Origin of the sequence: Bacteroides sp. L008 (genome assembly GCF_040812255.1) — a bacterium.
Taxonomy (GTDB): domain Bacteria; phylum Bacteroidota; class Bacteroidia; order Bacteroidales; family Bacteroidaceae; genus Bacteroides; species Bacteroides vicugnae.
Window position 1 is genome coordinate 704,306 of record NZ_JBFNXO010000001.1, and the last position, 23,466, is coordinate 727,771.

The 23,466-nt window shown below is 40.9% G+C and carries 27 protein-coding genes and 5 tRNA genes; 21 read left to right on the forward strand and 11 right to left on the reverse strand.

What is annotated here, in order from left to right:
* Window positions 1–157 precede the first annotated feature (157 nt).
* The 5 genes from AB3G73_RS02780 to AB3G73_RS02800 form a co-directional block, all read right to left on the reverse strand.
* On the reverse strand, window positions 158–1,306 hold the full coding sequence (locus tag AB3G73_RS02780) for a hypothetical protein (protein ID WP_074559694.1): 1,149 nt from the start codon (window positions 1,304–1,306) through the stop codon (window positions 158–160).
* A gap of 45 nt (window positions 1,307–1,351) precedes the next feature.
* Complete coding sequence (locus AB3G73_RS02785; RefSeq protein ID WP_148367330.1) at window positions 1,352–3,010, reverse strand: AMP-binding protein; 1,659 nt, start codon at window positions 3,008–3,010, stop codon at window positions 1,352–1,354.
* Window positions 3,011–3,263: 253 nt separating this feature from the next.
* Window positions 3,264–4,334, reverse strand: a complete 1,071-nt coding sequence (locus AB3G73_RS02790) for a GDP-L-fucose synthase (RefSeq protein ID WP_074559690.1) — start codon at window positions 4,332–4,334, stop codon at window positions 3,264–3,266.
* 100 nt (window positions 4,335–4,434) lie between these two features.
* Window positions 4,435–5,505, reverse strand: a complete 1,071-nt coding sequence (gene gmd / locus AB3G73_RS02795; protein WP_117933029.1) for a GDP-mannose 4,6-dehydratase — start codon at window positions 5,503–5,505, stop codon at window positions 4,435–4,437.
* Between the two features lie 93 nt (window positions 5,506–5,598).
* Window positions 5,599–6,768, reverse strand: coding sequence for a dicarboxylate/amino acid:cation symporter (locus AB3G73_RS02800; RefSeq protein ID WP_367742493.1), 1,170 nt, complete (start codon window positions 6,766–6,768; stop codon window positions 5,599–5,601).
* A gap of 109 nt (window positions 6,769–6,877) precedes the next feature.
* On the opposite strand from AB3G73_RS02800, the gene gnd reads away from it, so the two are divergent.
* The 4 genes from gnd (at window position 6,878) to AB3G73_RS02820 (ending at window position 11,817) form a co-directional block, all read left to right on the forward strand.
* Entirely contained in the window at window positions 6,878–8,353 is a 1,476-nt protein-coding gene (gene gnd, locus AB3G73_RS02805) for a decarboxylating NADP(+)-dependent phosphogluconate dehydrogenase (protein WP_320979171.1), read from the forward strand.
* A 243-nt stretch (window positions 8,354–8,596) separates the two neighbouring features.
* Window positions 8,597–10,093, forward strand: coding sequence for a glucose-6-phosphate dehydrogenase (gene zwf / locus AB3G73_RS02810; protein ID WP_148367371.1), 1,497 nt, complete (start codon window positions 8,597–8,599; stop codon window positions 10,091–10,093).
* A complete protein-coding gene (gene pgl, locus AB3G73_RS02815) occupies window positions 10,090–10,821 on the forward strand; it encodes a 6-phosphogluconolactonase (protein ID WP_167511895.1) in 732 nt (243 codons plus the stop codon). Before zwf ends, pgl begins: the two co-directional genes overlap by 4 nt.
* Window positions 10,822–10,866: 45 nt before the next feature.
* Window positions 10,867–11,817 (forward strand): Dyp-type peroxidase, encoded by a 951-nt coding sequence (locus AB3G73_RS02820; protein ID WP_148367326.1) that lies wholly within the window; start codon window positions 10,867–10,869, stop codon window positions 11,815–11,817.
* Between the two features lie 22 nt (window positions 11,818–11,839).
* Here the strand turns inward: AB3G73_RS02820 and AB3G73_RS02825 are convergent, their stop codons facing one another.
* Complete coding sequence (locus tag AB3G73_RS02825) at window positions 11,840–12,052, reverse strand: hypothetical protein (RefSeq protein WP_099145872.1); 213 nt, start codon at window positions 12,050–12,052, stop codon at window positions 11,840–11,842.
* A gap of 315 nt (window positions 12,053–12,367) precedes the next feature.
* Between AB3G73_RS02825 and AB3G73_RS02830 the strand changes: the two genes are divergently transcribed.
* Window positions 12,368–12,706 carry a hypothetical protein gene (locus AB3G73_RS02830; protein WP_367742507.1) on the forward strand — a complete coding sequence of 113 codons (339 nt, stop codon included), beginning with the start codon at window positions 12,368–12,370 and terminating at the stop codon, window positions 12,704–12,706.
* On the opposite strand, the gene AB3G73_RS02835 is transcribed toward AB3G73_RS02830, so the two are convergent.
* The 5 genes from AB3G73_RS02835 to AB3G73_RS02855 all read right to left on the reverse strand — a co-directional run bounded on the left by AB3G73_RS02835 (window position 12,703) and on the right by AB3G73_RS02855 (window position 15,644).
* A complete protein-coding gene (locus tag AB3G73_RS02835) occupies window positions 12,703–13,170 on the reverse strand; it encodes a hypothetical protein (RefSeq protein ID WP_367742509.1) in 468 nt (155 codons plus the stop codon). The two genes, AB3G73_RS02830 and AB3G73_RS02835, sit on opposite strands and share 4 nt — an antisense overlap.
* A gap of 15 nt (window positions 13,171–13,185) precedes the next feature.
* A complete protein-coding gene (locus tag AB3G73_RS02840; RefSeq protein ID WP_367742511.1) occupies window positions 13,186–13,515 on the reverse strand; it encodes a hypothetical protein in 330 nt (109 codons plus the stop codon).
* Between the two features lie 31 nt (window positions 13,516–13,546).
* Window positions 13,547–14,446: a restriction endonuclease gene (locus tag AB3G73_RS02845; RefSeq protein WP_367742513.1), complete on the reverse strand. Its 900-nt coding sequence runs from the start codon at window positions 14,444–14,446 to the stop codon at window positions 13,547–13,549.
* A gap of 137 nt (window positions 14,447–14,583) precedes the next feature.
* A complete protein-coding gene (locus AB3G73_RS02850) occupies window positions 14,584–15,240 on the reverse strand; it encodes a hypothetical protein (RefSeq protein ID WP_367742515.1) in 657 nt (218 codons plus the stop codon).
* A 20-nt stretch (window positions 15,241–15,260) separates the two neighbouring features.
* Window positions 15,261–15,644, reverse strand: a complete 384-nt coding sequence (locus AB3G73_RS02855; protein ID WP_367742517.1) for an XRE family transcriptional regulator — start codon at window positions 15,642–15,644, stop codon at window positions 15,261–15,263.
* A 158-nt stretch (window positions 15,645–15,802) separates the two neighbouring features.
* Between AB3G73_RS02855 and AB3G73_RS02860 the strand changes: the two genes are divergently transcribed.
* The 16 genes from AB3G73_RS02860 to AB3G73_RS02935 all read left to right on the forward strand — a co-directional run bounded on the left by AB3G73_RS02860 (window position 15,803) and on the right by AB3G73_RS02935 (window position 23,347).
* Window positions 15,803–16,096, forward strand: a complete 294-nt coding sequence (locus AB3G73_RS02860) for a hypothetical protein (RefSeq protein WP_367742519.1) — start codon at window positions 15,803–15,805, stop codon at window positions 16,094–16,096.
* A gap of 21 nt (window positions 16,097–16,117) precedes the next feature.
* Window positions 16,118–16,327, forward strand: a complete 210-nt coding sequence (locus AB3G73_RS02865; RefSeq protein WP_367742521.1) for a hypothetical protein — start codon at window positions 16,118–16,120, stop codon at window positions 16,325–16,327.
* A 304-nt stretch (window positions 16,328–16,631) separates the two neighbouring features.
* Window positions 16,632–16,701, forward strand: a tRNA-Lys gene (locus AB3G73_RS02870).
* Between the two features lie 25 nt (window positions 16,702–16,726).
* Window positions 16,727–16,933, forward strand: a complete 207-nt coding sequence (locus tag AB3G73_RS02875; protein ID WP_367742523.1) for a hypothetical protein — start codon at window positions 16,727–16,729, stop codon at window positions 16,931–16,933.
* Window positions 16,934–16,944: 11 nt separating this feature from the next.
* On the forward strand, window positions 16,945–17,208 hold the full coding sequence (locus AB3G73_RS02880) for a hypothetical protein (RefSeq protein ID WP_367742524.1): 264 nt from the start codon (window positions 16,945–16,947) through the stop codon (window positions 17,206–17,208).
* Complete coding sequence (locus AB3G73_RS02885) at window positions 17,205–17,396, forward strand: hypothetical protein (RefSeq protein ID WP_004300202.1); 192 nt, start codon at window positions 17,205–17,207, stop codon at window positions 17,394–17,396. Before AB3G73_RS02880 ends, AB3G73_RS02885 begins: the two co-directional genes overlap by 4 nt.
* A 62-nt stretch (window positions 17,397–17,458) precedes the next feature.
* Window positions 17,459–17,529, forward strand: a tRNA-OTHER gene (locus AB3G73_RS02890).
* A gap of 391 nt (window positions 17,530–17,920) precedes the next feature.
* Window positions 17,921–18,029 (forward strand) — tRNA-OTHER (locus AB3G73_RS02895).
* Between the two features lie 97 nt (window positions 18,030–18,126).
* Window positions 18,127–18,193, forward strand: a tRNA-OTHER gene (locus tag AB3G73_RS02900).
* A gap of 101 nt (window positions 18,194–18,294) precedes the next feature.
* A tRNA-OTHER gene (locus AB3G73_RS02905) sits at window positions 18,295–18,376 on the forward strand.
* A 231-nt stretch (window positions 18,377–18,607) separates the two neighbouring features.
* The gene (locus AB3G73_RS02910) at window positions 18,608–19,204 is read left to right on the forward strand and encodes an ERF family protein (protein ID WP_367742528.1); all 597 of its coding nucleotides are present in this window, start codon (window positions 18,608–18,610) and stop codon (window positions 19,202–19,204) included.
* A complete protein-coding gene (locus AB3G73_RS02915) occupies window positions 19,201–20,109 on the forward strand; it encodes a hypothetical protein (RefSeq protein ID WP_367742530.1) in 909 nt (302 codons plus the stop codon). The genes AB3G73_RS02910 and AB3G73_RS02915 overlap by 4 nt, the downstream gene beginning before the upstream one ends.
* The gene (locus AB3G73_RS02920; protein WP_367742534.1) at window positions 20,106–20,561 is read left to right on the forward strand and encodes a single-stranded DNA-binding protein; all 456 of its coding nucleotides are present in this window, start codon (window positions 20,106–20,108) and stop codon (window positions 20,559–20,561) included. Before AB3G73_RS02915 ends, AB3G73_RS02920 begins: the two co-directional genes overlap by 4 nt.
* Window positions 20,562–20,564: 3 nt before the next feature.
* Entirely contained in the window at window positions 20,565–20,984 is a 420-nt protein-coding gene (locus AB3G73_RS02925; RefSeq protein WP_367742539.1) for a hypothetical protein, read from the forward strand.
* 24 nt (window positions 20,985–21,008) lie between these two features.
* Entirely contained in the window at window positions 21,009–21,614 is a 606-nt protein-coding gene (locus AB3G73_RS02930) for a hypothetical protein (protein WP_367742544.1), read from the forward strand.
* A complete protein-coding gene (locus AB3G73_RS02935) occupies window positions 21,611–23,347 on the forward strand; it encodes a DEAD/DEAH box helicase (RefSeq protein ID WP_367742549.1) in 1,737 nt (578 codons plus the stop codon). Before AB3G73_RS02930 ends, AB3G73_RS02935 begins: the two co-directional genes overlap by 4 nt.
* The last annotated feature ends 119 nt before the right edge of the window (window positions 23,348–23,466 follow it).

Below are 23,466 nucleotides of genomic sequence, written 5' to 3' on the forward strand. Positions count from 1 at the left end.
CCACCTAGGTGGGACTAAACGGTGACCCGGATGGGACGAAAGGAAAACCATGGTGGAACGAAACAAACATCCAGGTGGAACGAATTATCATTAGTAAAGCAATATCTTGATATTAGTGTTTTAATCTTTTCAGCAGTATATCTTGCCCGATTCTTGTTTAGAAAAGAACAATACCTGCTTCTATAATCGCTCCTTTATCGTAATTGCTTGATTTATTATAGAATCTGGTTAACCCATAACCGCCTGTCGCAAAGATACCGAACTTCTTGGTAAATTGATATTCCAGATTGGCACGTGCTTGCAATGCGTACAAACGTTTCGGAATCACCTCGTCTTTGTTATCGAACGCCTCGATATGCTGGTAGCCAAGGTCTCCGCTGATGGATAAGCCTTTGTAAAGAGGAAATGACAGACCGGCACGATAGGATGCACTTGCCGAAAACTTATCATTCAATCCTTGATACATGGAGCCGACTCCCAGAATAGTATAAAACAATTGGTTCTTAAAGCGTACACCTATATTGGCAGGCGTAGCATTTCCACCATATACCATCATTTGCACTTTTGTATCAGGATTCGCATTCACCAGTCCGAGTTGGAACCCCTTCATATCTTCCCTGTAATAATTGACAAGGCCTATTTGAAGCCCGCGTGCCTGCGTTGCATAATTACATAATGCTATTTGCACCCCATTCAGTTTCGATGCGGTTATGTTGGCAATTCCTGCAATCTGCAAGCCGTTCATGTGTTCGCCTACCACATTCAAAAGTCCGGAAGCCATCAAACCGCCGAAGCTCTGTCCTGTGATATTTGCCGCTCCGGAAAAGTGTAACCCCGAAGCCATGTTGCCCGTCACATTCATGAAACCACTCATCATTACCCCCGAGGTATTATCTCCTCCGATGCTGGTTAAGCCGGATATGATTACTCCCTGCGTTCTGTCACCGGTGATATTTACCAATCCGGCAGCAGAAAGCCCTACGGTGTTGTTACCGCTGATATTACTGATACCGGCCAGCTGGACACCCCTCATTGTTCCACCTGCCAGATTGGCTAATCCGGTGATCTGTACTCCGTTCATGTCACCATGTACCACACTTCCCAATGCATTGATGCCCACACCGTTCAGACGGTTCATTGTAGACAGGAGACCGATGTTCACATAAGTCGTCTGTGTACTGTCATGCGGTTGCGTACAAATATCTTTCCAGATGGATATATTAATACCTGCACTCTTGTTCTGTGCCGGTAAACAAACGGCAGCCATTAGTATAGCTGCCGTGAATATTGTTTTCTTTATCTTCATTCCTTTCTCTTTTCGGTTTAAGTTATATCTCTATGCAGCTTTATATTAGCCTTTTGCTTCCTGATATAAATAACGTTTGATGCTCTTCTTCGGTGTCTTTTCGAATTCTTCCGGATAGATTTTCATCTTGGATATTTGGCTGTAGGCCGGTAGCATATCATTCAGTGCCACACGGTTTTCTTCCATTATTTGCTCGATGTCTTCATTCTTGAGACCGTGAGCGAAAGCGTCGTCAAAATCAGGATAAACAAGTCCGACAAGTTTTTCGTTTTGCTGAACGATAATACTTTCAGCCACGTATGGCAGGTTGTTCAATTTATCTTCAATTTCTTCCGGGTAGATATTCTGTCCGCTGGCACTCAATAACAGGTTCTTGCTGCGTCCTCTGATCGTAACATTTCCTTCGGCATCCATCAAAGCCAGGTCACCTGTATGCAGCCATCCGTCTTTGTCGATAACTTCTTGGGTAGCTTCTTCGTTTTTGTAATATCCCAACATCACATTCGGGCCCTTACATACGATTTCGCCAACAATGTTTTCGGGATCAGATGACAACACTTTCACATCCATACGTGGCACAGCTTTTCCGCATGAACCCGGTTTGAATCTTCTCCAATCCTCGTAGCAGATAATCGGACCACATTCCGTCATTCCATATCCTACTGTATAAGGGAAATCAATCATTTTCAAGAACTGTTCTACTTCCTGATTGAAAGCAGCACCTCCTACAATAACAGCTTTGAAGTTTCCGCCGAATGCCTTAATCATTTCTTCGCGTACCGTTGCTTTTATCTTGTCATTGATGATAGGTACTTTTAGTAAGATCTTCATTGCAGGAGTTTCCAGTTTCGGAAGTACGCTCTTCTTGATGATTTTTTCGATGATAAGCGGTACGGCAACAATCAGATTCGGTTTCACCTCTTCGAAAGCTTGGAAAATGATTTTCGGACTCGGCATGCGGGTAAGGAAGTAGATGTGGCAACCCACGGAGAACTCATAAAGGAATTCGAAAGCCAGTCCGTACATATGTGCCATAGGGAGCATGGATACGATCTTATCTCCGGCTTGCAGGTCTAACACTTCAAAAGCAAATTTGGTATTCGACCACAGACTGCGATAGGGGAGCATTACTCCTTTCGAGTAACTTGTTGTTCCTGAAGTATAATTGATAACAGCCAGTTCTTCCGGTTCATCCTTATGATATGCGATATGCTCTGTGCGGAAATTCTTCGGATATTTTTTGCCGAACATTTCGTTCAGATGCTCGCGTGCATAAGTCAGTCGTTCGCTGCGTGACACTAGCAGGGTGAAGTCGTTCATCATCAGGATACCCTCCAGTAGCGGCATTGCCGACTCATTCAGGTTTTCCCATACCATATCTCCTACAAGCAGTAATTTTGCTTCGGAATGGTTGACGATGTTATGTATATTGTCCGCTTTAAATTCATGGAGAATGGGTACAACAACTGCCCCATACGTCAGTGTAGCAAGGAAAGTGACTCCCCAATGAGAGCTGTTTCTTCCGCAAACAGCAATCTTGTCTCCTTTGCGGATTCCACTTTCTTCAAAAATGATATGGAGTTTTTCGATCTTGCGAGCTACGTCTTTATACTGTAATGTTGCACCTTTATAATCGGTCAGGGCATCCAAGTCCCAATTATTTTTGATACTATTCTCAATGTAGGCTATAAAACTTTGTTCCATTGTTTTGCACATTTGGTATTAATTTGTGCAAATATAGCAATTATATTAAGAATGAAGAATTAAGAGGGAAGAATTTTTGGAAATGGGGGAAGGGCGATGCGGTGAGATTGCGACAGGCCGGTAGGAGGAAAGAATATGATTATAGCTAATTTCATTATGCTATAACCAAAAATCATTATGCTATAATCCAAAAAAAATATGCTATAAGCAAAAATAATTCTGCTCATAGCATATTGATTGATTCTTTAGATTCTTATTTCAAGTACCATTCGTACATTCTTTGTACGCCTTCCTCGATTTCAATTTTATGGTGCCACCCCAAAGCGTGCAGTTTCGAAGGATCGGTCAGCTTGCGCATAGTGCCGTCCGGTTTGCTGCTGTCGAAGGTCAGTTTTCCTTGATACCCTACAGTTTCTACAATACGTTCGGCCAGTTGGCGGATGGTGATTTCCTTACCGGTGCCGATGTTGATGTGGCAGTTGCGGATATCTTTGCTACCTTCTTTATAGGTATCTTTGAAGTCTACGTGCTCCATAACAAAGACACTGGCATCCGCCATTTCTTCGCTCCAAAGGAACTCGCGGAGTGGAGTACCTGTACCCCAAAGAGTGACTTCCGTTTCGCTGATTCCGTATTTTTGAAGAATAGCCAGGATCTCTTCTTTCGGACTGTCGCCATTCACACCTTCCACCGGACGCAGATTCATATCCTTACGTACAGCTTCCCAGTTTCCTTCTTTCAGACAGTGTGCCAGATGAATCTTACGGATCATGGCAGGCAGTACATGACTGCGTTCCAAGTCGAAATTATCATTCGGTCCGTAAAGGTTTGTCGGCATCACAGCGATGTAGTTCGTTCCATATTGCAGGTTGAAACTTTCGCACATTTTCAGTCCGGCAATTTTAGCGATTGCATACGGTTCGTTGGTATATTCCAACGGTGAAGTAAGCAATACGTCTTCCTTCATCGGCTGTTCGGCGTCACGTGGATAAATACACGTGCTACCCAGAAAGAGCAACTTCTTTACATGGTGGCGGAAGCTCTCTCCGATGATATTCTGTTGAATTTGCAGATTCTTATAGATGAAGTCGGCACGGTAGATGCTGTTCGCCATGATACCACCCACAAAGGCAGCAGCAAGGAATACATATTCCGGTTGTTCTTCATCGAAAAAATTACGGACAGCCGCGCCATCCAGCAGATCAAGCTCTTTGTGAGTGCGGCCTACCAGATTGGTGTATCCTTTATCCTGCAAATTCTTCCAGATAGCAGATCCCACAAGTCCGCGGTGTCCTGCCACATATATCTTTGCATTCTTTTCCATTCTATCTTTTATTAGTTCACCACAGAGGACGCAGAGGACACGGAGGATTTTATTTTTTCCTCTGTGTCCTCGGTGTCCTCTGTGGTGAAATGAAATTCATTTAGTGTTTGGTAGCAATCATTCGTCTCACTTTCTCCATATCGTGGCGAACCATGATGCTTACCAGTTCTTCGAATGATGTTTTACGCGGATCCCAACCCAACAGTGTTTTAGCTTTTGTCGGGTCGCCCAGCAGCTGTTCTACTTCTGATGGACGGAAATACTTCGGATCAACTTCTACCAGAGATTTTCCGGTAGCTACGTCGATACCTTTTTCATTTACGCCTTCACCTTCCCAACGAAGTTCGATCCCTGCTTCTTTGAATGCTAACGTTGCGAATTCGCGCACCGTGTGCATTTCTCCAGTAGCAATAACGAAATCTTCGGGAACATCATGTTGCAGGATCAGCCACATACATTCGATGTAATCTTTGGCATATCCCCAGTCGCGGCGTGCATCCAGATTACCCAGATACAGTTTGTCCTGTTCGCCCTGTGCGATACGTGCGGCAGCAAGCGAAATTTTACGGGTAACGAACGTCTCACCACGGCGTTCGCTCTCGTGATTGAACAAAATACCGTTTACTGCAAACATACCATAGCTTTCGCGGTAGTTTTTAGTAATCCAGAAACCATATTGTTTGGCTACCCCATACGGAGAACGGGGATAGAATGGAGTTGTCTCTTTTTGTGGAACTTCCTGCACCTTACCGAACAATTCGGAAGTAGAAGCCTGATAGATGCGGGTTTTCTTTTCCAGTCCCAGGATGCGTACAGCTTCGAGCATACGCAACGTACCGATAGCATCTGCTTCGGCAGTGTATTCCGGAACGTCGAACGAAACCTTCACGTGGCTTTGAGCTGCGAGATTGTAGATTTCATCCGGTTGCACCTGTTGAATAATACGAATTAACGAACTAGAATCTGTCATATCCCCATAATGCAGATTAATCGTACGTTTCTGTTTCATGTCGCGCACCCACTCGTCAAAATACAAATGTTCAATACGTCCTGTATTGAACGAAGAAGAACGACGGAGTATACCGTGTACTTCGTAACCTTTTTGCAATAGAAATTCGGCAAGATAAGAACCATCTTGTCCGGTGATGCCTGAAATTAGGGCTTTTTTCATACGCTAATTATTTATATAATTGAAAATGTGGGTGCAAATGTCGGCATTTTTTGTGACCCATCCAAGTGACTTTCCAATTATTTTTCAGCACAGTCATTCAGCACGGTTTTTCCCCATTATTTTGTCGATAATCAAAGCGATAGCTCCGTCTCCCGTCACATTGCAGGCAGTGCCGAAACTGTCCATGGCGATGTAAAGCGCAATCATCAAAGCTTGTGCCGATTCGTCGAAACCGAGCATGGATTGCAGAATCCCCAGGGAAGCCATGATTGCTCCACCCGGAACTCCCGGAGCGGCTACCATTGTGATACCCAGCATAAAGATAAACCCGGCGAACAGGGGGAAGTCGAACGGCATTCCCTGCATCATCATCAATGCCAGTGCGCAGGCTACGATTTTCAATGTGCTGCCCGATAGATGGATGGTGGCACATAGCGGAATCACGAATCCGGCCACTTCGGCAGATACTCCGTTCTTTTTGGCCTGTTCCAGCGTCACGGGGATGGTGGCTGCGGATGATTGTGTGCCCAATGCCGTGAAGTAAGCCGGCAGCATTTTGATAAGCAATTTGAATGGATTTTTATGCACAAACAATGCCGCAATGGAATACTGAAAAACCAACAGGAAAATATGAAGAACGAAGATGACTCCGATAATTTTAATAAACACCATCAGGATAGAATATACTTGTCCCGAATGTGTCATGTTGAGGAATATGCCGAAAATATAAAGCGGCAGCAAAGGCAGAATGACGGTACTTATCATTCGTACGATAATTTCCTGAAAATCACGTGCCACATTTTTCAATGCGTCGCTGTTGAGTGACGCCAGTCCTAACCCCAGTGTGAAAGCTAAAACCAGGGCTGTCATCACGTTCATCAGCGGCGGAATCGAAACGGAGAAGTAGGGGAGGATTCCCTGCGCTGCGCTTACTTCTTCTAGTGGCGCACCCGGTTCGATAAGTGAGGGAAATATTGTAACTCCTGTGAAGTAGGAGAGAAAGCCGGAAAAAAGAGTAGCGAAGTAAGCGATCAAAGCAGTCAGGAGCAGCATTTTTCCTGCACCTTTCCCGATGTCGGCAATAGCCACAGTGACCAGCCCGACGATAATCAATGGGATAGAGAAATTGAGAAATTCACTGAAAATGCCATTGAACGTAACAAATATTCGCACTAGCGGAGCCGGGAAAACTGTGCCGATGGCAATACCCAAAATGATGGCGATAACGATGCGTGCCAGCAAACCGATTTTGATCTTCTTCATCCTTGATTTTATTTGTAGACTACAAAAATAATGTTTTAATCTAAAATCTTGCGAACAAATGTGCATTTTAAATGTTACTAAGATAAAGAATATTCAAAATATACAAGTTATGGCAAATCAGAATAAAACAGATATCGGACTTATCGGCTTGGCTGTGATGGGCGAGAATCTTGCTTTAAACATGGAGAGTAAGGGATGGCACGTGTCGGTATATAACCGTACTGTTCCCGGAGTAGAAGAGGGGGTGGTAGAGCGCTTCCTGAATGGTCGTGCAAAAGGTAAAAACATCGAAGGATTCACGGATATAAAGGCATTTGTAGATTCGATAGCTATTCCCCGTAAGATTATGATGATGGTTCGTGCCGGAAGTCCGGTAGACGAACTGATGGATCAGCTTTTCCCGTTGCTTTCACCGGGAGACATTCTTATTGATGGCGGTAATTCTAATTACGAAGATACCAACCGTCGTGTCCAACTGGCGGAATCAAAGGGATTTCTTTTCGTCGGTAGCGGTGTGTCCGGTGGTGAGGAGGGAGCCTTGAATGGCGCTTCTATTATGCCCGGCGGTTCGGAAAAAGCATGGCCGGAAGTGAAACCGATTCTTCAGAGTATTGCGGCAAAAGCTCCGGACGGCACTCCTTGTTGTCAATGGGTGGGTCCTGCCGGCTCCGGTCATTTTGTGAAGATGATTCACAACGGTATCGAATATGGTGATATGCAACTGATTGCCGAAGCCTATTGGGTGATGAAAAAGTTGCTTGATCTGACCAATGAGGAAATGGCTGATGTCTTTGCCCGTTGGAACGAAGGCAAACTTCGCAGTTATCTGATTGAAATCACCGCCAACATTCTGCGGCATAAAGACAAATCCGGAGGTTATCTCATTGATAAAATTCTGGATGCAGCCGGACAGAAAGGAACCGGTAAATGGTCGGTTATCAATGCGATGGAACTCGGTATGCCGTTAGGGCTAATTGCCACGGCGGTATTCGAACGAAGCCTTTCTTCACAGAAAGACTTGCGTCACTTGGCTTCCAAGCAATTCCAGTGTCAACATACACAACCTATATATAATAAGGCGGAACTCGTAAAGAATATTTTTTCTGCTCTTTATGCTTCCAAACTCGTCTCTTATGCCCAGGGATTCGCCGTGTTGCAACGTGCTTCCGACGCTTTCGGCTGGCATCTCGACCTGGCTTCCATTGCACGTATGTGGCGTGGGGGATGCATCATCCGCAGTATATTCCTGAACGATATTGCTGCTGCCTTCGAAGCCACCGACAAGCCTAAACACTTGTTGTTGGCTCCTTATTTTAAAGAAGAAATGAAGACATTGCTTTCCGGATGGAAGAGTCTGGTGGCGGAAGCCATGAAAGAAGAACTTCCCGTTCCTGCTTTCTCTTCTGCCCTGAACTATTTCTATTCGCTCACTTCTGCCGATCTGCCCGCCAACCTTGTGCAGGCACAACGCGATTATTTCGGTGCGCACACTTTTGAGCGTAAGGATGAGTTGCGCGGACAGTTCTTCCACGAGAACTGGACAGGCCACGGAGGAGATACGAAATCGGGTACATATAATGTTTAAATAGAAAAATAGTTTTGAAATGATAAATTATATTTCACCACAGAGGACACGGAGGACACAGAGGTTTTATATTTTTATTTACTATGGAGTAACACAGAGTTTCACGTATTTATAATTGTATTTATCGCTCTGTTTTACTTGCAGAAAGAGAGAGAAGAACTCTGTGTTCTCCGTGTCCTCTGTGGTGGACTCATAAATGATTATTTACCATTTCAAAACATAAATCAAAACAATTCTTGAATGATGGATAAATTTGCAATGATAATTTTCGGTGCGTCGGGTGACTTGACCAAGCGTAAGCTGATGCCTGCCCTTTACTCCCTTTACCGTGAAAACCGGTTGACCGGAGAGTTTTCCATATTGGGTATCGGGCGTACGGTCTATTCTGACGATAACTACCGTTCCTATATATTAGAAGAACTGCAACAGTTCGTCAAGTCCGAAGAACAGGACGCAGCTCTTATGGCTTCGTTTGTCTCCCATCTCTACTATTTACCGATGGACCCGGCAAAAGAAGAAGGTTACCCACAACTCCGCCAACGTCTGGTGGAATTGACTAACGAGGTAGATCCGGACAATTTGCTGTTCTACCTTGCCACTCCGCCATCACTTTACGGAGTAGTGCCCATCTACTTGAAAGCTGCCGGACTTAACACTCCCCATTCGCGCATCATCGTCGAAAAACCTTTCGGCTATGATCTCGAATCGGCACTTGAACTGAATAAAACGTATGCCTCTGTTTTCAATGAGCATCAAATTTACCGTATCGACCATTTTCTCGGTAAGGAAACGGCCCAGAATGTACTGGCTTTCCGTTTTGCCAATGGTATCTTCGAACCTCTCTGGAACCGTAACTATATCGACTACGTTGAGATTACAGCCGTAGAAAATCTGGGTATCGAGCAACGTGGCGGGTTCTATGAAACGGCAGGTGCGCTGCGGGATATGGTGCAGAACCATCTGATACAGCTTGTAGCCCTTACGGCTATGGAACCGCCTGCTGTTTTCAATGCAGACAATTTCCGTAATGAAGTGGTGAAGGTCTACGAATCTCTTACTCCATTGAACGATGTCGATTTGAACGAACATATTGTTCGCGGACAATATACAGCCTCCGGTAGTAAAAAGGGATACCGTGAAGAAAAAGGAGTGGCTCCCGATTCGCGCACGGAAACTTATATTGCCATGAAACTGGGCATCAGTAACTGGCGCTGGAGTGGCGTTCCGTTCTACATTCGTACAGGAAAACAAATGCCGACGAAAGTAACGGAAATCGTTGTTCATTTTCGTGAAACACCTCATCAGATGTTTCATTGTGCCGGTGGCAACTGTCCGCGGGCGAATAAATTGATTCTTCGTTTGCAACCGAATGAAGGAATAGTGCTCAAGATCGGAATGAAAGTCCCCGGTGCAGGCTTCGAAGTCCGTCAGGTGACGATGGATTTCAGTTATGCACAGTTGGGCGGTGTGCCTAGTGGCGACGCTTATGCCCGTCTGATAGACGATTGTATTCAGGGCGATCCGACTTTATTTACTCGAAGTGATGCAGTAGAAGCCTCATGGAAATTTTTCGATCCGGTGCTGCGCTATTGGAAAGATAATCCCGACGCGCCTCTTTACGGTTATCCCGCAGGTACGTGGGGGCCTTTGGAAAGCGAAGCGATGATGCATGAACATGGGGCCGACTGGACGAATCCTTGTAAGAATTTGACAAATACAGATCAATATTGTGAATTATGAAAATATCAGTTTTTCCCTCATCTATTGAAACTTCACGAGCATTGATACTCCGCCTGGTGGAAATCATGAATGAAGAGCCGGACAGAGTGTTCAATATCGCAGTCAGCGGTGGTAATACCCCTGCTCTGATGTTCGATTTATGGGCGAATGAATATCTGGAAATCACCCCTTGGGACCGTATGCGGATTTATTGGGTGGATGAACGTTGTGTGCCTCCCGATGATTCGGACAGTAATTACGGAATGATGCGCAACCTTCTTCTGGGCATAACTCCTATTCTTTATGAGAATGTATTCCGCATCCGTGGAGAGGAAAAGCCTGCGAAAGAGGCGGTTCGCTATTCGGAGTTAGTCCGGCAGCAAGTGCCGTTTAAACGTGGTTGGCCCGAATTCGATATTATACTGTTGGGGGCCGGAGATGACGGACACACTTCTTCCATCTTTCCCGGACAAGAAGATTTGCTGACTTCAAACTCTATTTATGTGGTCAGTGCACATCCCCGTAACGGGCAGAAGCGTATCGCGATGACGGGATATCCCATTCAGAATGCCCGCTATGTCATTTTCCTGATTACCGGAAAAAACAAAGCCGATGTAGTAGAAGAAATCTGCCATTCGGGAGACACTGGTCCCGCAGCCTATGTAGCTCATCATGCTCAAAATGTAGAATTGTTTATGGATAAAGGGGCTGCCGCATGTATTGAAGATCCTAATAAAAAGAAGAGTTAGAACATAACTATTTCATTGACGAAACTAATAGAAAAAAAGAAGAATATGAATCCTTATCAACATTCATTTGGTGGTAATATCCCGCAAGACGTAGCTGGGAAACAAGGCGAAAATGTTATCTTTATTGTTTATGCTTTAAAAGATTCGCCTGAAACTCTTGACAAAGTAAAAGATGTGTGTGCCAATTTTTCGGCCCTGATTCGCAGTATGCGTAACCGTTTTCCCGATATGATGTTCAGTTGTACCATGGGATTTGGAGCTGATGCCTGGAGCCGTCTTTTCCCGGAACAGGGAAAACCCAAAGAACTGAACACTTTCGAAGAGATAAAAGGCGAGAAGCATACGGCAGTTTCTACTCCGGGCGACTTATTGTTTCATATCCGTGCAAAACAGATGGGATTATGTTTTGAGTTTGCTTCCATCATTGATGAGAAACTTCAAGGCGTAGTTGAGCCTGTTGATGAAACTCACGGTTTCAGATATATGGACGGCAAGGCCATTATCGGCTTTGTAGACGGAACGGAGAATCCGGCAGTTGATGAAAATCCCTATCATTTTGCAGTTGTAGGAGAGGAAGATGCTGATTTTGCAGGAGGTAGCTATGTCTTTGTGCAGAAGTATATTCATGATATGGTTGCGTGGAACTCCTTGCCTGTGGAAGAACAGGAGAAAGTGATCGGGCGTCGCAAGTTTAACGATGTCGAACTGTCTGACGAGGAGAAACCTCAAAATGCGCATAATGCCGTCACTAATATTGGTGATGACCTGAAAATAGTGCGTGCCAATATGCCGTTCGCCAATACGTCTAAAGGAGAATATGGTACCTACTTCATCGGTTATGCAAGTACGTTCACTACTACCCGGCAGATGTTGGAAAGTATGTTTATTGGCAATCCGGTAGGCAATACCGACCGTTTACTGGACTTTAGTACAGCAGTAACGGGAACACTTTTCTTTGCTCCTTCCTACGATTTACTGGGTGAACTGGGCGAATAAAAAATAAAAGACTGGAGGAGGATTACACTTTGGTAATCTCCTCCACTACATATTGGTCTTTTACTTTCTTGCAAGTACATACGAAGAATTCCGGATGTTTCAGAGCTCCTTGTAAAGTATCAGGAAGAATCATTTCTTTAGTATGACGGTCCATTGCAACCGTTGCATACAGGATACCTTCGCTCTTGCATTTCTCTATTAATTCACTTTTTAGTTCTTCTACACTATATTCCATTTGTGTGATCCTTTGTCACTGCAAAGTTATGGAAAATATGTATATTTTATGCAATTATATTCCTGTAATAAATAAAAAATAGCTCCCTTGTTCGTCCGCCGACGAGGGAGCTATCAACACAAAAACTAAACTAGACATATTCTTTCAAAATGGAGCTAGTGTATTGTAATTCTGTTAGATAGCTACGTTATATTTTAGCGTTCGACCATAATTCGACCATTTACAGACTTAACTACTATTGAGATTTTTGTGATTCATCTTTTGTATTATTTTAAATGTTATATTTGCGCATTGTTAAACTAAAATAGTGCGTTTATGAAATTGTTATTAAAAAATATCCTGAAAAGGATAAGTAAAAAGCAATCTTCTAATGAAGATAATGCGACATCTTTTTATCCCCAGTGTTGTGCAAAAGTGGATGATTCCGCTCGTATGCGTATAAAAATGTCTTATGACCAAAATGTAAAAGAAACTATATCGAGCTTGAAAACGCTAGCTAATGATATGCCTACTGGCTTTGTTACTTTTAAAAAGTATAGGGCTAAACGTTATCAATACAACCCGGATGCAGATGCAACTCTATATGCTTCAAGACTGCTTCGTGCTGTTTCTATATTGGAGTTCCTCTTAACTGATCCTGATGATAAATCTTAGAGATTCATTTTTTCAGCTAGAGCAGAGAGCCCTATCAGTAGTTCAGTTATATTTTTGGCTTTTCCGACAATATCATCAACTTTCGCTGCTGTATTAGGGCTTAATTCCTTTTCTAATCGTTCTAGTTGCATTTGAAAGGTATCAAAATTTAGTATATATAAATCTCTCTCAACTGTGAATCCCCCTTTTTCTGCAAAATTGAATATTTCAAAATTCAACGTGAGATATTCAATACCATATCCTTTATAATCAATAAATCTTCTATTTTTGAACTCCTCTAAAACTATTTCATATTGTTCTTTACTGATCCTAAGGTCGGGTATATCTTTATAGTCTAGTTTAGCTGTTCTTTTTCCGCTTGCTACAACCAGAATATAATTTAATATTTTATCCTTTTCTTCAGCCGTTATAACTAAAGGATATTCTCTTTCATCTTTAGGTGGTGCTGTTCTAATAGGGCGCATATTGTTGTATTGTATTTATTTTCCTGTTACCATAAACTTAGTGCTATCCGCCAATTCTTTGAGAACCCCTTTCTTCTCCTCTTGCAGTTTAGTATTATTTGTTGGTGCATTGGTTTCATTAGCAATCTTTTTAAGAAGTCTAATAATCTCTTCCTGATTAGATACCATCTTATTTATTTTATAGTACCAACAGAGTAATTCTCTGCATACGATGAAGATTATAACGCAGATAAGTAATACCATAAGTACTGACCCGAAACCATCGAATGATGAAGACGGTGCTGGAGCTTGTGCAAATAGTGCCATTGGCATAGATGCAAATGAGATTAATGTGATTTTCTTCATTGTTTGTGATTTATTTAATACTTCAATGTCTTTATTTTAAATAAATACTATCAGGACAATAGCATTTTCCATATTGAGCGGCATATTTTATTTTCATTGTTAATAGCTCTTTCAGTTCTATCCTTCCTTCCAGTAGGTGTGTTAGGTCAACTCCGTCAATTAGGAGAATATTGGTGTTGTTATTGAATGCTTCAATAACTTCATTCCTATATCCATTTACAGAAATAAAAATTCCTCTTGTACTTTTTAATTTTGTATTCACTTTCCGCTGAAATGAACCTATTTCTCCTTCATTTGGTTGATCTTTTCTCCATTTCGCTTCAACTAAATAATCAAATCCCTCAAAACTAAAACTACCGTCAATTTGTTGAGTTGATGTCTTATATGATTTTTTATACTCTATTTCCGATAGGGAGAATAACTTCATTAGAATATCCTCTAAATTATACCCTGCTTCTTGTCTATTAGAAGATGTAAGCCCTTTAAAGAACACATCTTTTAGATTGCAAAGCCTTTCACTACGTTGAGCTATTATTTTCGATCTTTCTTCAAGTGTTTTTTTTCTTATATTGCTATCTTCTTTTCTTTTTTCTTCAACCAATTTTAACTCAAGAATAAGCTCCTTTAAGCTACATAGTTCCTTTAAGCCTTCATTCCTCTCTTTTCCTGCCAATGCTTTGTCTGGCAAGTCTCTGAGGTCATAAAAAGATCTAAGAATTTTATGCTGAATTACAATCCCTTCACTTGATTCACTTAATTCGTTTAACAATTTCTTTGCCCAAACGAACTTATACTCATCTTTATATTTTCTAGCCTGCTGTGGAGGAGTGCCAGCCGATATTAAAAAAGATTCCATAGTATCTTTATAGTAAAAGCATCTACCAAAGCATTGAATCATTTTCTCTATTATATTAAAAGGAAGAACGTCCATATCTCTACTTGTTTAATATTTCAATATCATTATCACCAAAAAACAATTGAAGTACTTGTTTTTTTCTCAGTGTCTGTTTTTATGAATGAGGTTAAACTCTTTATTATCCTTATTAGTTCATTCTTTAATGTAACTAATTATATTTCATTGTTATTTTCAGAATCAGTTTCATCGCTTTCTTTCTTGCTTTCTAAAGCTTCATCAATAAGTTTTTGGATTTTAATATAATCCTCATCGTCCAAATCTATTTTATGAGTTATTTTCTTTAAATCCTTGTCGAGTATATATTCATAATTTCCTATGTCTGGACTACCTCCTTTAGTTTTACATCTAAATTTGTGTGTGGCTTTCCAACCACAAAATTCTTTTTTAATTAGTTTTGCTCTCTCCTTTATACTGTCTGAATGTAAGGTTAACATATTAGAGTATATTTTAGCCTTTTCAAGATTTTCATTGAACTTGTTTTTGGCTTCATAATACTTAGAGTTACTATAAGAAGAATATCCATCGCTCCAAATATTCATGGTTTGTTGGGCATCGTCTATTTTATCTAAATATTCGTTTAGTTTATCAAGCCCTATTTTGATGATGTAACCGTGATTAGCAATAATTGTATCTCTGTAGATAGTTGTGAAAGCGCTGTCTATCTTTGTTTCAATAGGTTCATAACTAGCAAAATCATATAGAGATTTAAACATGTCGTCCTTAATTAGTTCATTAGCTTTTTCTTCTTTAGATTTGCATCCACTAAATAATATAGCAACTGATGCAATGATAAATAGTAATTTTTTCATTAGTGTGTATTAATTTAAAGTTATCCAATATTTCTTTCATTCTTTAGCATGGCCAATTCACCCTTTGTTCTTTTAAGTTCTTCTGTGAGGAGCTGATTTGTTTTCATCTGTTCATTTATAGTTCCCTGGAGGGTTGCTATTGTGTCAACAAGGCGTGTTATGCGTTCTGTACTTTCATCTTTCTTTATAGATTCGGAGATTAGCATTTCGCCCTTTCCTCTCAATAACCATTCTGTTGATATGTCCTCAAAAGTGCTTAGTATTGCATTCACAGTTACTAGACTAAGTTCTCTAACACCGTTTAGCTGCCTGTTAAGTGTATTTTGAGCAACTCCACATTTGATGGCAAAAGCTCTATCGGATAATCCCGAATAGGCTATAATTTCTTTAATTCTACTAGTCATATTAAATCAATCAAAAGTTAAATAATACCAAATGGGATTACTTAGAAGGTTTTAAATTTGCATATAATACCAAATGGGATTACATTTGCATCATAAATCAATCACACACACAAACATACAAAAAGTGATTGATAAAAACAATTTAAAAACAGAGAATTATGAGCTACAATTTATCACAAATAATGAAGTCGGCACACCGCAATTATAAGAAGGGTGGAAAAACATTTTCAGAGTGCTTAAAATCTGCATGGAGCTTCGCTAAGCTTCAAGAAAGCTTTTCACCGGAAGCTGTGAAAACAAGAACGGATAAATTCTTAGCTGAAAGACACGAAGCAATAAGCAAGGCTGCTAAAGCTACTCCTAGCCAGGAATACAATAATCCCAATATTCCCGCTTCTGCTTACTACAACCCTAATAGCACTCAATACGGTGCACATTACGTCGGAGATTAATAACCAATAAATATTTGTGTCATGGAAGAGCAAAAGAGATCACGTGAGCAGGTTCTTGAAGAACGAGTAGGGGAATTGCTAAAAGAGAATGAACAGCTTAGTAAGGATAAGGCTATGTATGAAAATTGGTGGAGAATAGCGGATAAAAAGAATGAAGAATTAGCAGAATCAGTTAAGGCTATCATTACCATCGCTAACATGATAACTAAGCAAGTTGAAGCTAAATTTTAACCCTCACTAAGTCAAACCAAACCGCCGGTTATCCGGTACCCAGTCCGGTCTTTGAGCCTGCCTTTGAAAGGAGACTGGGAACAACAGAGAAGAGTTCTTTGAAATTGTGAAAACATATATGGCTTACGTAGCAGGAATACGAAGCTCGTGAGAGTAGGTAGTGGGCTGTAGTAAGACGGTGGTTTGGTACACCGGTGTAGAACCGTGGTTAGCGATAAAGGCGAGGTTCAAAAATTGCCCTGCAACCGAATAGCAGAGGGTTTCGGTAAGTATATAGATATAATTAATGAAAATAGCATATAAGGGTGATGTAGTTCAGTTGGCTAGAGCGCATGCCTTGCATGAGGTCAGCGGTTCGAATCCGTTCATCACTCCTGGTTTAATTTAAAATTTAATTGTATGGAAAAAGAAATAGAAAGACGTAATGTAATTGATGTATTACGTAATATGGATGTTGGAGATACGGAGATATTTCCTATTACTCAAAAAACATCTGTAAGCAATACATTGAGTTTTAGGCTTTATAAGGAAAAGGCTAATGGTATGGTTTGGAAAACAAAATCCAATGTTGAGGAGATGACTTTCCTTGTTACTAGAATAGCATAATATTTGAACTTATGGAAACTATTAGAGGTGAGATGGCGGAGATACTACTTGATAACATTCTCCGTTTATTTTCGACAGAGATATTTGGAAAAGATAGGTCATCATATTATGTAGGTGGTGAGAAAAAGTTGATTAATCTCATTGAAGCAGGTAAGATTGAAAGTGATAAGCCTACGAACGCTCAAAATGGTAAATGGCACTGTAATGCTGCTCAAGTATTGCTTCATTGCCGATGTGCGAGAAGAAAGGTTAAATCTAAAAAGCGGAAGAAATGAAAAAGATTAAAGTGATACAGTATGCCATGATGTTCATTGCCTTATGGACAACACTGTATCTTATAGATAGCATTGAAGTTAGCAAGAAAGAATTTATTGCTGCTTTTGTATTGGTGACTGTCGTATCAGTGAATTATATCTGTTTTCGATACTACGAAGATAGGAAACAAAATAAAGATAGCCTGTGAAGGTCTGCATTGCTTAATTTTAGTATTTGTCATGTTTATTTAGCCCGGTTCGCCGGGCATCTGTCGGGATAGCCCAGTTGGTTAGAGCGCATGTTTTTACATGAGGTCAGCGGTTCGAATCCGTTTCCTGGCTCAACTCAATCAGAGTTAAGTAACCCGTGAGGGGGAAAATTATGTTTGTATCAATAACAATTCAATCAATGTAGCCGGAAGCGTCTGGCTACGACACAGGGCATAAAACAACCGGGTTTCCCTAAGAGTACGGAAGGCTGATCTTTGTCTGGGGTGGTTCGATACCACCGTGTCCTACAGGAGTTTTTTATTTTATGTTTAACCAATGATGCCGGCGAAAAGGACGCCGTAGGGTTGAAGCCCCTTATTTATTTGATTTAAGTGTTCTACATCTATCCCGGTGTGCTTTGAACGGCTATCCGGGAACAAAGTAGCTCGTGAGAGTGAATTGATTTAACCATAATATTTTGTTTTATTTAATTGATCCACATCACAGGTTGGTGTGGCAACAAGGGGAAGTGGCGGAATTGGTTAGACGCACGACGAGTACTGGAACTTTACCCAGCCGGAAGGGGTACTCAAATCAGAAAGTTCATCCCGGTTCGAATCCGGGCTTCTCCACAAAGCTCGTGAGAGTGATGTCTTTAATAATTATAGTCGTGTTTTATTTTGTGTTTGTGCATGGGTGTATGGTTCGTGAGAATAGTGCACCTTAATCGGGCGGTTGGTGTAGTGGCTAGCAGGCGTAGGCATACGTGACATGGGTTCGAATCCCGTACCGTCCACTCTTTTAATTCTATTAAAATTATAGTAGTTTATAAGTTTTGTTTGTGTTTGTGATTTTGGGTGTACGGTCTGTGAAGATAGTGCACCTTTTTAATTAATCGGGCGGATATGTTTTCGTGGGATGAAACTTCGGTGAGGTGCACCAATAGTCCGAGAGGAAGGTTCGACTCCTTCTCCGTCCACTATCTATTTGCATAGGTCAAGGGAGCCGTACACCCTTCAAGCGTAGCCGTTCCATAAGGTACATTGGATTATTCATTTTCTTATTTTTCTGCCTGTACAATACCGTACAGGCAGCTTTCTTGTTAAGAAAATGGCGTTAGAATGGCGAAGTTTCTGTTTGCTAAACTTGTCAATAACGATTACCTTTATAGATGTAATAAACTAAAAGTCAAACCATTAATTTCAGAATTATGAGAGAATTAGTAACGATTCAGCAAAAGCTGAAAGCCCCCAAAGGGCAGTTTAACAATTTTGGTAAATATAAGTACCGTAGTTGTGAGGACATTCTTGAATCAGTAAAACCTGTTCTTGCTGAAACCAAATGCACATTAACTCTAAGTGATGAGATGATTGCAGTAGGTGACAGGATTTATGTAAAAGCGACTGTTACTTTGACTAATGCCGAAGGAGAAAAAGAAGTAACTACTGCTTTTGCAAGGGAAGAAGAAACAAAGAAGGGAATGGATGGAAGTCAAATTACCGGAGCTTCATCTTCTTATGCAAGAAAGTACGCTCTTAACGGTCTGTTTTGCATTGATGATGCGAAAGACAGCGATTCGACCAATACTCATGATAAAGAAGAGACGCAACAGCCTGCAAAAACACCGGCTAGTATGAAGAATCCAGTTTATACTGGTACCCAACTGAAAAAGGCTATTGCCGACATGCTTGCTGCCAAAAGCAGAGCTGAACTTGAAAAAGTATGGTATGGTAATCCGGCTATGCAAAATGATAAAGAGTTTGTAAATGCTTGTATGGAAATGGGCAAAATTTATCCTGCATCATGATAGAGTTAGTTAAATCGAGTGTGGTTTTCTCAGAAGAGAACCACACATATTTTCTTGGTGAAAAGCAACTGAAAGGTATTACCGGAATGATAAGCCGGCAACTATTTCCTAATAAGTATAGGGATATTCCAGAATGCATATTGAAAAAAGCTGCTGAAAAAGGTAGTCGTATTCATGGACAATGCCAGTTTGCTGATGTAACAGGGTTACCACCCGAGAGTATTGAAGCTATTAATTATATCAGGGAAAGAGTAAATGCTGGATATAAGGCTTTTGCCAATGAGTACACGGTGTCTGATAACGAATACTTTGCGTCAAACATTGATTGTGTTTGGGAAAAGGACGAGAAAATCAGCCTTGGAGACATCAAGACTACTGCAACTCTTGACCGTGAGTATTTGAGTTGGCAGTTATCAATCTATGCCTATTTGTTTGAACTTCAAAATCCACTTATCAAAGTTGATAAATTGTTTGGCATTTGGTTACGTGGGGATAAGTCGGAATTAGTCGAGATTGAGCGTAAACCGGATGCAGAGGTTAAGAGATTGTTGGAGTGTGAAATTAAAGGTGAACACTTCTTACCTAATGCTCCTGTTCCAACTTGTGAGAAGCAGCTTATTCCTATGCAATTAGTAGATACTATTATTGATATAGAGGAACAGGCGAGTTATATCGCTGAAGTGCAGAAAGGTTACAAGGAACAGCTTAAAAGTGCCATGCGTGAGAATGGTGTTAAATCATGGGATTCTGGCCGGTTGCGTGTTAGCTATACTCCTTCTTCAACAGGTAAAAGCTTTGATACAAAGAAATTTCAAGAAGATCACCCGGACCTATATTCTCAATATTTAAAAACGTCAACTAAAGCGGATAGTATTCGCGTAACTATAAGGGAGGAAGGAAAATGAGTGTCAATAAAGTAATTCTTATAGGGCATGCCGGTAAAGACCCAGACGTGAGAACATTGGATGGTGGAGCAAAAGTAGCATCTTTATCTTTTGCTACAACAGATAAGGCATACACTTTGCAAAATGGAACCCAGGTGCCTGAACGTACAGAATGGCATAATCTTATTTTTTGGAATAAGACTGCTGAAATAGTTGAGAAGTACGTCCATAAAGGAGATAAGTTGTATATAGAAGGTAAACTACGTACTCGTAACTATGACGATAGCAAAGGAGTTAAGCGTTATATAACCGAAGTCTTTGTCGATAGTATCGAGATGCTTACACCGAAAGTTCAGCAACAGCCTGCTCCTGTACCTCCACCATTACCAACACAACAGCCTACACAGAGACAGCAACAACAGGTACAACAGCCATATCAACAAACACCACCGCCTGATAATTTACCATTCTAAAATATGGCAGAAGCTATTCTAACAAAACAAAACGGGGTAGTCACAATGGACAAGTCGTTTGACTACCTCTGTTCCACGCTCAAAAATGGAACTTACACTGTAAGTATCAAGAGAAAGGTAGAGCCGCGTACATTGTCACAGAATGCACTGATGTGGTTGTGGTTCGCTTGTATTGAAAGGGAAACAGGCACTGATAAGTTAGATGTACATGACTTTTATTGTAAGAAGTTCTTGCTACGTAGAGTGTATATGAATGGCTTGGAAGAAATGGTTGTTGGTAGTACTTCCAAATTGAATACTATACAAATGAAAATATTTTTAGATAAAGTACAAGCTGATGCTGCTACTGAATTTGGAATCAATTTGCCATTACCTTCCGACCTGTACTACAATGATTTTATTAATGAATACCAACATAGGTAAGTATTAACTAAAAGTTTAATTAAAATGGATTTGAATATTTCAAAAGCAAAATTGACCAAAAAGGGGTGTCTTGAAGTGGTCTATGCAGACAAGGAAGGAAACGATATCGTTTTCAAGGGAATTAATCCTGTTCATCCGGATTTGAAGGATTCGCTTAACAAGCTCATACCCTACATTGTCGATATTACAGAACAGAAAGAAGCTGGGTACATTAACTGGGAACGTCCGGAGTCATGTCTTGAAGATGAGTTTTTCAAGAAATTCAATGTAACCGGCGTTAGTATTGGTGGCGACTCTTCATTTGAAGTCTGTGTGCTGACAGGTAAGCGAACCCTTATGACGAGCAAAGTCTTAAATCTTTGTTCTCCTGGTATTGGTTTCGATCCTGATAATGAATCATATGTGCATTGTGAGGAGTTTCGTGATGCGGTTTACAATTTTTTGTATGAGGCTGAACAATATGTTACAGAGAATAAATGTTCAGAGATTCAAAAAGAATTCGAGTTTAAAGATGGTGAAGACCCATTTGAAAAGACAGATGAAGCTACTGAAGCAATGAATGAGGGTGAAGATGATGAGATACTCTCAACTGTTGAACATCAAGAATTAGTATTAGAACCTGCTTCATGAAACCAATCTATGTGACTAAGACGCCCAATCTGTACCGGATTCAATTCGAGTATCACCCAAAGCTGGTCGAGGTCATAAAGACGATACCAAGTAAGCCACGCTATGACGGGACAGACCGGGCGTGGCTTGTTAGTATCAATGATGCGCGTTATCCTGCTGAACGTGATGCCAATTGGTATGTGAGAGCTTTTGCACAATGGGCCGTTCAAATGCGTTTTTGTTCTACTGTTAAGGAACGTGAGGTTACTGAAGATATAAATTATGATATTCCTCCGATGAAACCTTTTGTCGGTGAACATTATATGTTACTTCAACCTTACGAATATCAACTTGAAGGCGTGCAGTACGCAATAGAACACAAACGTTGTTTCTTTGGTGATCAGCCCGGTTTAGGCAAAACATTACAAGCTATATGCGCAGTTGTTAAGGCACATAAGGAAGCGCCTATATACGGTGAATCTTTTCCTGTACTTGTAATTTGCCCTGCTGCATTGAAAGTAAACTGGCAGCGTGAGTTTAAAAAGTTTGCAGGTATGAATGCGATTATACTTGATGACAGGAACCGACAATCCTGGCAATCATTTTACGAGTGCAAGAAATTTGATGGTAGTCCACTTTGCGAGGTATTCATTACTAATTATGAATCGCTTAACAAGTTTTTCGTAAGAGCTGTAAATAAGGAATCTAAATTTACAATGAAAAGTATTGCTTTCGATCAGCGTGTCTCTTTGTTCAAGTCTGTTATCATTGACGAATCTCATAAATGCAAATCAAGTAAGACACAGCAGGGAAAGTTTGTAGAAGGTATCTGCAAAGGAAAACGATATGTGTTCGCGTTGACCGGTACTCCTGTAGTCAACAATAATACAGACTTGATACAGCAGTTGAAAATATTAGGTCGATTAGAGGACTTTGGAGGTTATAGCCGGTATGTTGAAAGGTATTGTGATGGTCCTAAACAGGCATCCAATGTTAAGGAACTGAATTGGCGGCTATGGAACACTTGTTTCTTCCGTCGTGAGAAATCGAAAGTACTAACACAGCTTCCGGACAAGACTCGCCAATACTTAACAGTTGATATCACTACTACCAAAGAGTACAAAGCTGCCGAGGCTGATATGGTAAAATACTTGAAGAAGTACAAGAACGCTTCGGATGAACAGGTGCAGAAATCAATGAACGGTGCCGTCATGGTGCAAATGCAACTTTTAAAACAGATATCTGCTAAAGGTAAAATCAAGGCTGTTTGTGAATTTGTCCATGATGTTATTGACGGTGGTGAGAAGCTAATTCTTTTCGGTTACTTGAAAGAAGTTGTAGCAGAACTGAAAAAGGAATTTCCTAAAGCTGTTACTGTGACAGGTTCCGATAATGTCAACCAAAAGCAATATGCCGTTGACTCTTTTCAAAATAATCCGGATTGTAAACTGATTATTTTGAACTTCAAATCAGGTGGTACCGGGCTTACTTTGACGGCTGCCAGTCGAGTAGCATTTATTGAATTCCCATGGACGTTCAGTGATTGTGAACAGGCAGAGGATAGAGCACACCGTAACGGTCAAAAGAACAACGTAAACTGCTATTACTTCTTAGGTAAGGATACTATCGACAAGTATATGTATGATGTGATTCAAACAAAGAAGAACATTGCCAACGGTGTTACCGGTACGGACGATCAAGTAGAAGAGAATATGGTGAATCTTGCAATGGACTTGTTTAGGGATAAACTATGAAGCCATACCGGTTAGTTGAGAACGGACGTAATACTCATATTCAAGAGTATCAGACTCAATTGTTATTTGGTCCGGAATGGGTTACTATAATATCCTTTGTTGGTTGTAAAAATAGATGT

Bases quoted from the DNA above. Each gene is read 5' to 3' on its own strand.
- AB3G73_RS02780 (WP_074559694.1), bottom strand. From the start codon at position 1,306: ATGAAGATAAAGAAAACAATATTCACGGCAGCTATACTAATGGCTGCC.
- AB3G73_RS02785 (WP_148367330.1), bottom strand. From the start codon at position 3,010: ATGGAACAAAGTTTTATAGCCTACATTGAGAATAGTATCAAAAATAAT.
- AB3G73_RS02790 (WP_074559690.1), bottom strand. From the start codon at position 4,334: ATGGAAAAGAATGCAAAGATATATGTGGCAGGACACCGCGGACTTGTG.
- gmd (WP_117933029.1), bottom strand. From the start codon at position 5,505: ATGAAAAAAGCCCTAATTTCAGGCATCACCGGACAAGATGGTTCTTAT.
- AB3G73_RS02800 (WP_367742493.1), bottom strand. From the start codon at position 6,768: ATGAAGAAGATCAAAATCGGTTTGCTGGCACGCATCGTTATCGCCATC.
- gnd (WP_320979171.1), top strand. From the start codon at position 6,878: ATGGCAAATCAGAATAAAACAGATATCGGACTTATCGGCTTGGCTGTG.
- zwf (WP_148367371.1), top strand. From the start codon at position 8,597: ATGGATAAATTTGCAATGATAATTTTCGGTGCGTCGGGTGACTTGACC.
- pgl (WP_167511895.1), top strand. From the start codon at position 10,090: ATGAAAATATCAGTTTTTCCCTCATCTATTGAAACTTCACGAGCATTG.
- AB3G73_RS02820 (WP_148367326.1), top strand. From the start codon at position 10,867: ATGAATCCTTATCAACATTCATTTGGTGGTAATATCCCGCAAGACGTA.
- AB3G73_RS02825 (WP_099145872.1), bottom strand. From the start codon at position 12,052: ATGGAATATAGTGTAGAAGAACTAAAAAGTGAATTAATAGAGAAATGC.
- AB3G73_RS02830 (WP_367742507.1), top strand. From the start codon at position 12,368: ATGAAATTGTTATTAAAAAATATCCTGAAAAGGATAAGTAAAAAGCAA.
- AB3G73_RS02835 (WP_367742509.1), bottom strand. From the start codon at position 13,170: ATGCGCCCTATTAGAACAGCACCACCTAAAGATGAAAGAGAATATCCT.
- AB3G73_RS02840 (WP_367742511.1), bottom strand. From the start codon at position 13,515: ATGAAGAAAATCACATTAATCTCATTTGCATCTATGCCAATGGCACTA.
- AB3G73_RS02845 (WP_367742513.1), bottom strand. From the start codon at position 14,446: ATGGACGTTCTTCCTTTTAATATAATAGAGAAAATGATTCAATGCTTT.
- AB3G73_RS02850 (WP_367742515.1), bottom strand. From the start codon at position 15,240: ATGAAAAAATTACTATTTATCATTGCATCAGTTGCTATATTATTTAGT.
- AB3G73_RS02855 (WP_367742517.1), bottom strand. From the start codon at position 15,644: ATGACTAGTAGAATTAAAGAAATTATAGCCTATTCGGGATTATCCGAT.
- AB3G73_RS02860 (WP_367742519.1), top strand. From the start codon at position 15,803: ATGAGCTACAATTTATCACAAATAATGAAGTCGGCACACCGCAATTAT.
- AB3G73_RS02865 (WP_367742521.1), top strand. From the start codon at position 16,118: ATGGAAGAGCAAAAGAGATCACGTGAGCAGGTTCTTGAAGAACGAGTA.
- AB3G73_RS02875 (WP_367742523.1), top strand. From the start codon at position 16,727: ATGGAAAAAGAAATAGAAAGACGTAATGTAATTGATGTATTACGTAAT.
- AB3G73_RS02880 (WP_367742524.1), top strand. From the start codon at position 16,945: ATGGAAACTATTAGAGGTGAGATGGCGGAGATACTACTTGATAACATT.
- AB3G73_RS02885 (WP_004300202.1), top strand. From the start codon at position 17,205: ATGAAAAAGATTAAAGTGATACAGTATGCCATGATGTTCATTGCCTTA.
- AB3G73_RS02910 (WP_367742528.1), top strand. From the start codon at position 18,608: ATGAGAGAATTAGTAACGATTCAGCAAAAGCTGAAAGCCCCCAAAGGG.
- AB3G73_RS02915 (WP_367742530.1), top strand. From the start codon at position 19,201: ATGATAGAGTTAGTTAAATCGAGTGTGGTTTTCTCAGAAGAGAACCAC.
- AB3G73_RS02920 (WP_367742534.1), top strand. From the start codon at position 20,106: ATGAGTGTCAATAAAGTAATTCTTATAGGGCATGCCGGTAAAGACCCA.
- AB3G73_RS02925 (WP_367742539.1), top strand. From the start codon at position 20,565: ATGGCAGAAGCTATTCTAACAAAACAAAACGGGGTAGTCACAATGGAC.
- AB3G73_RS02930 (WP_367742544.1), top strand. From the start codon at position 21,009: ATGGATTTGAATATTTCAAAAGCAAAATTGACCAAAAAGGGGTGTCTT.
- AB3G73_RS02935 (WP_367742549.1), top strand. From the start codon at position 21,611: ATGAAACCAATCTATGTGACTAAGACGCCCAATCTGTACCGGATTCAA.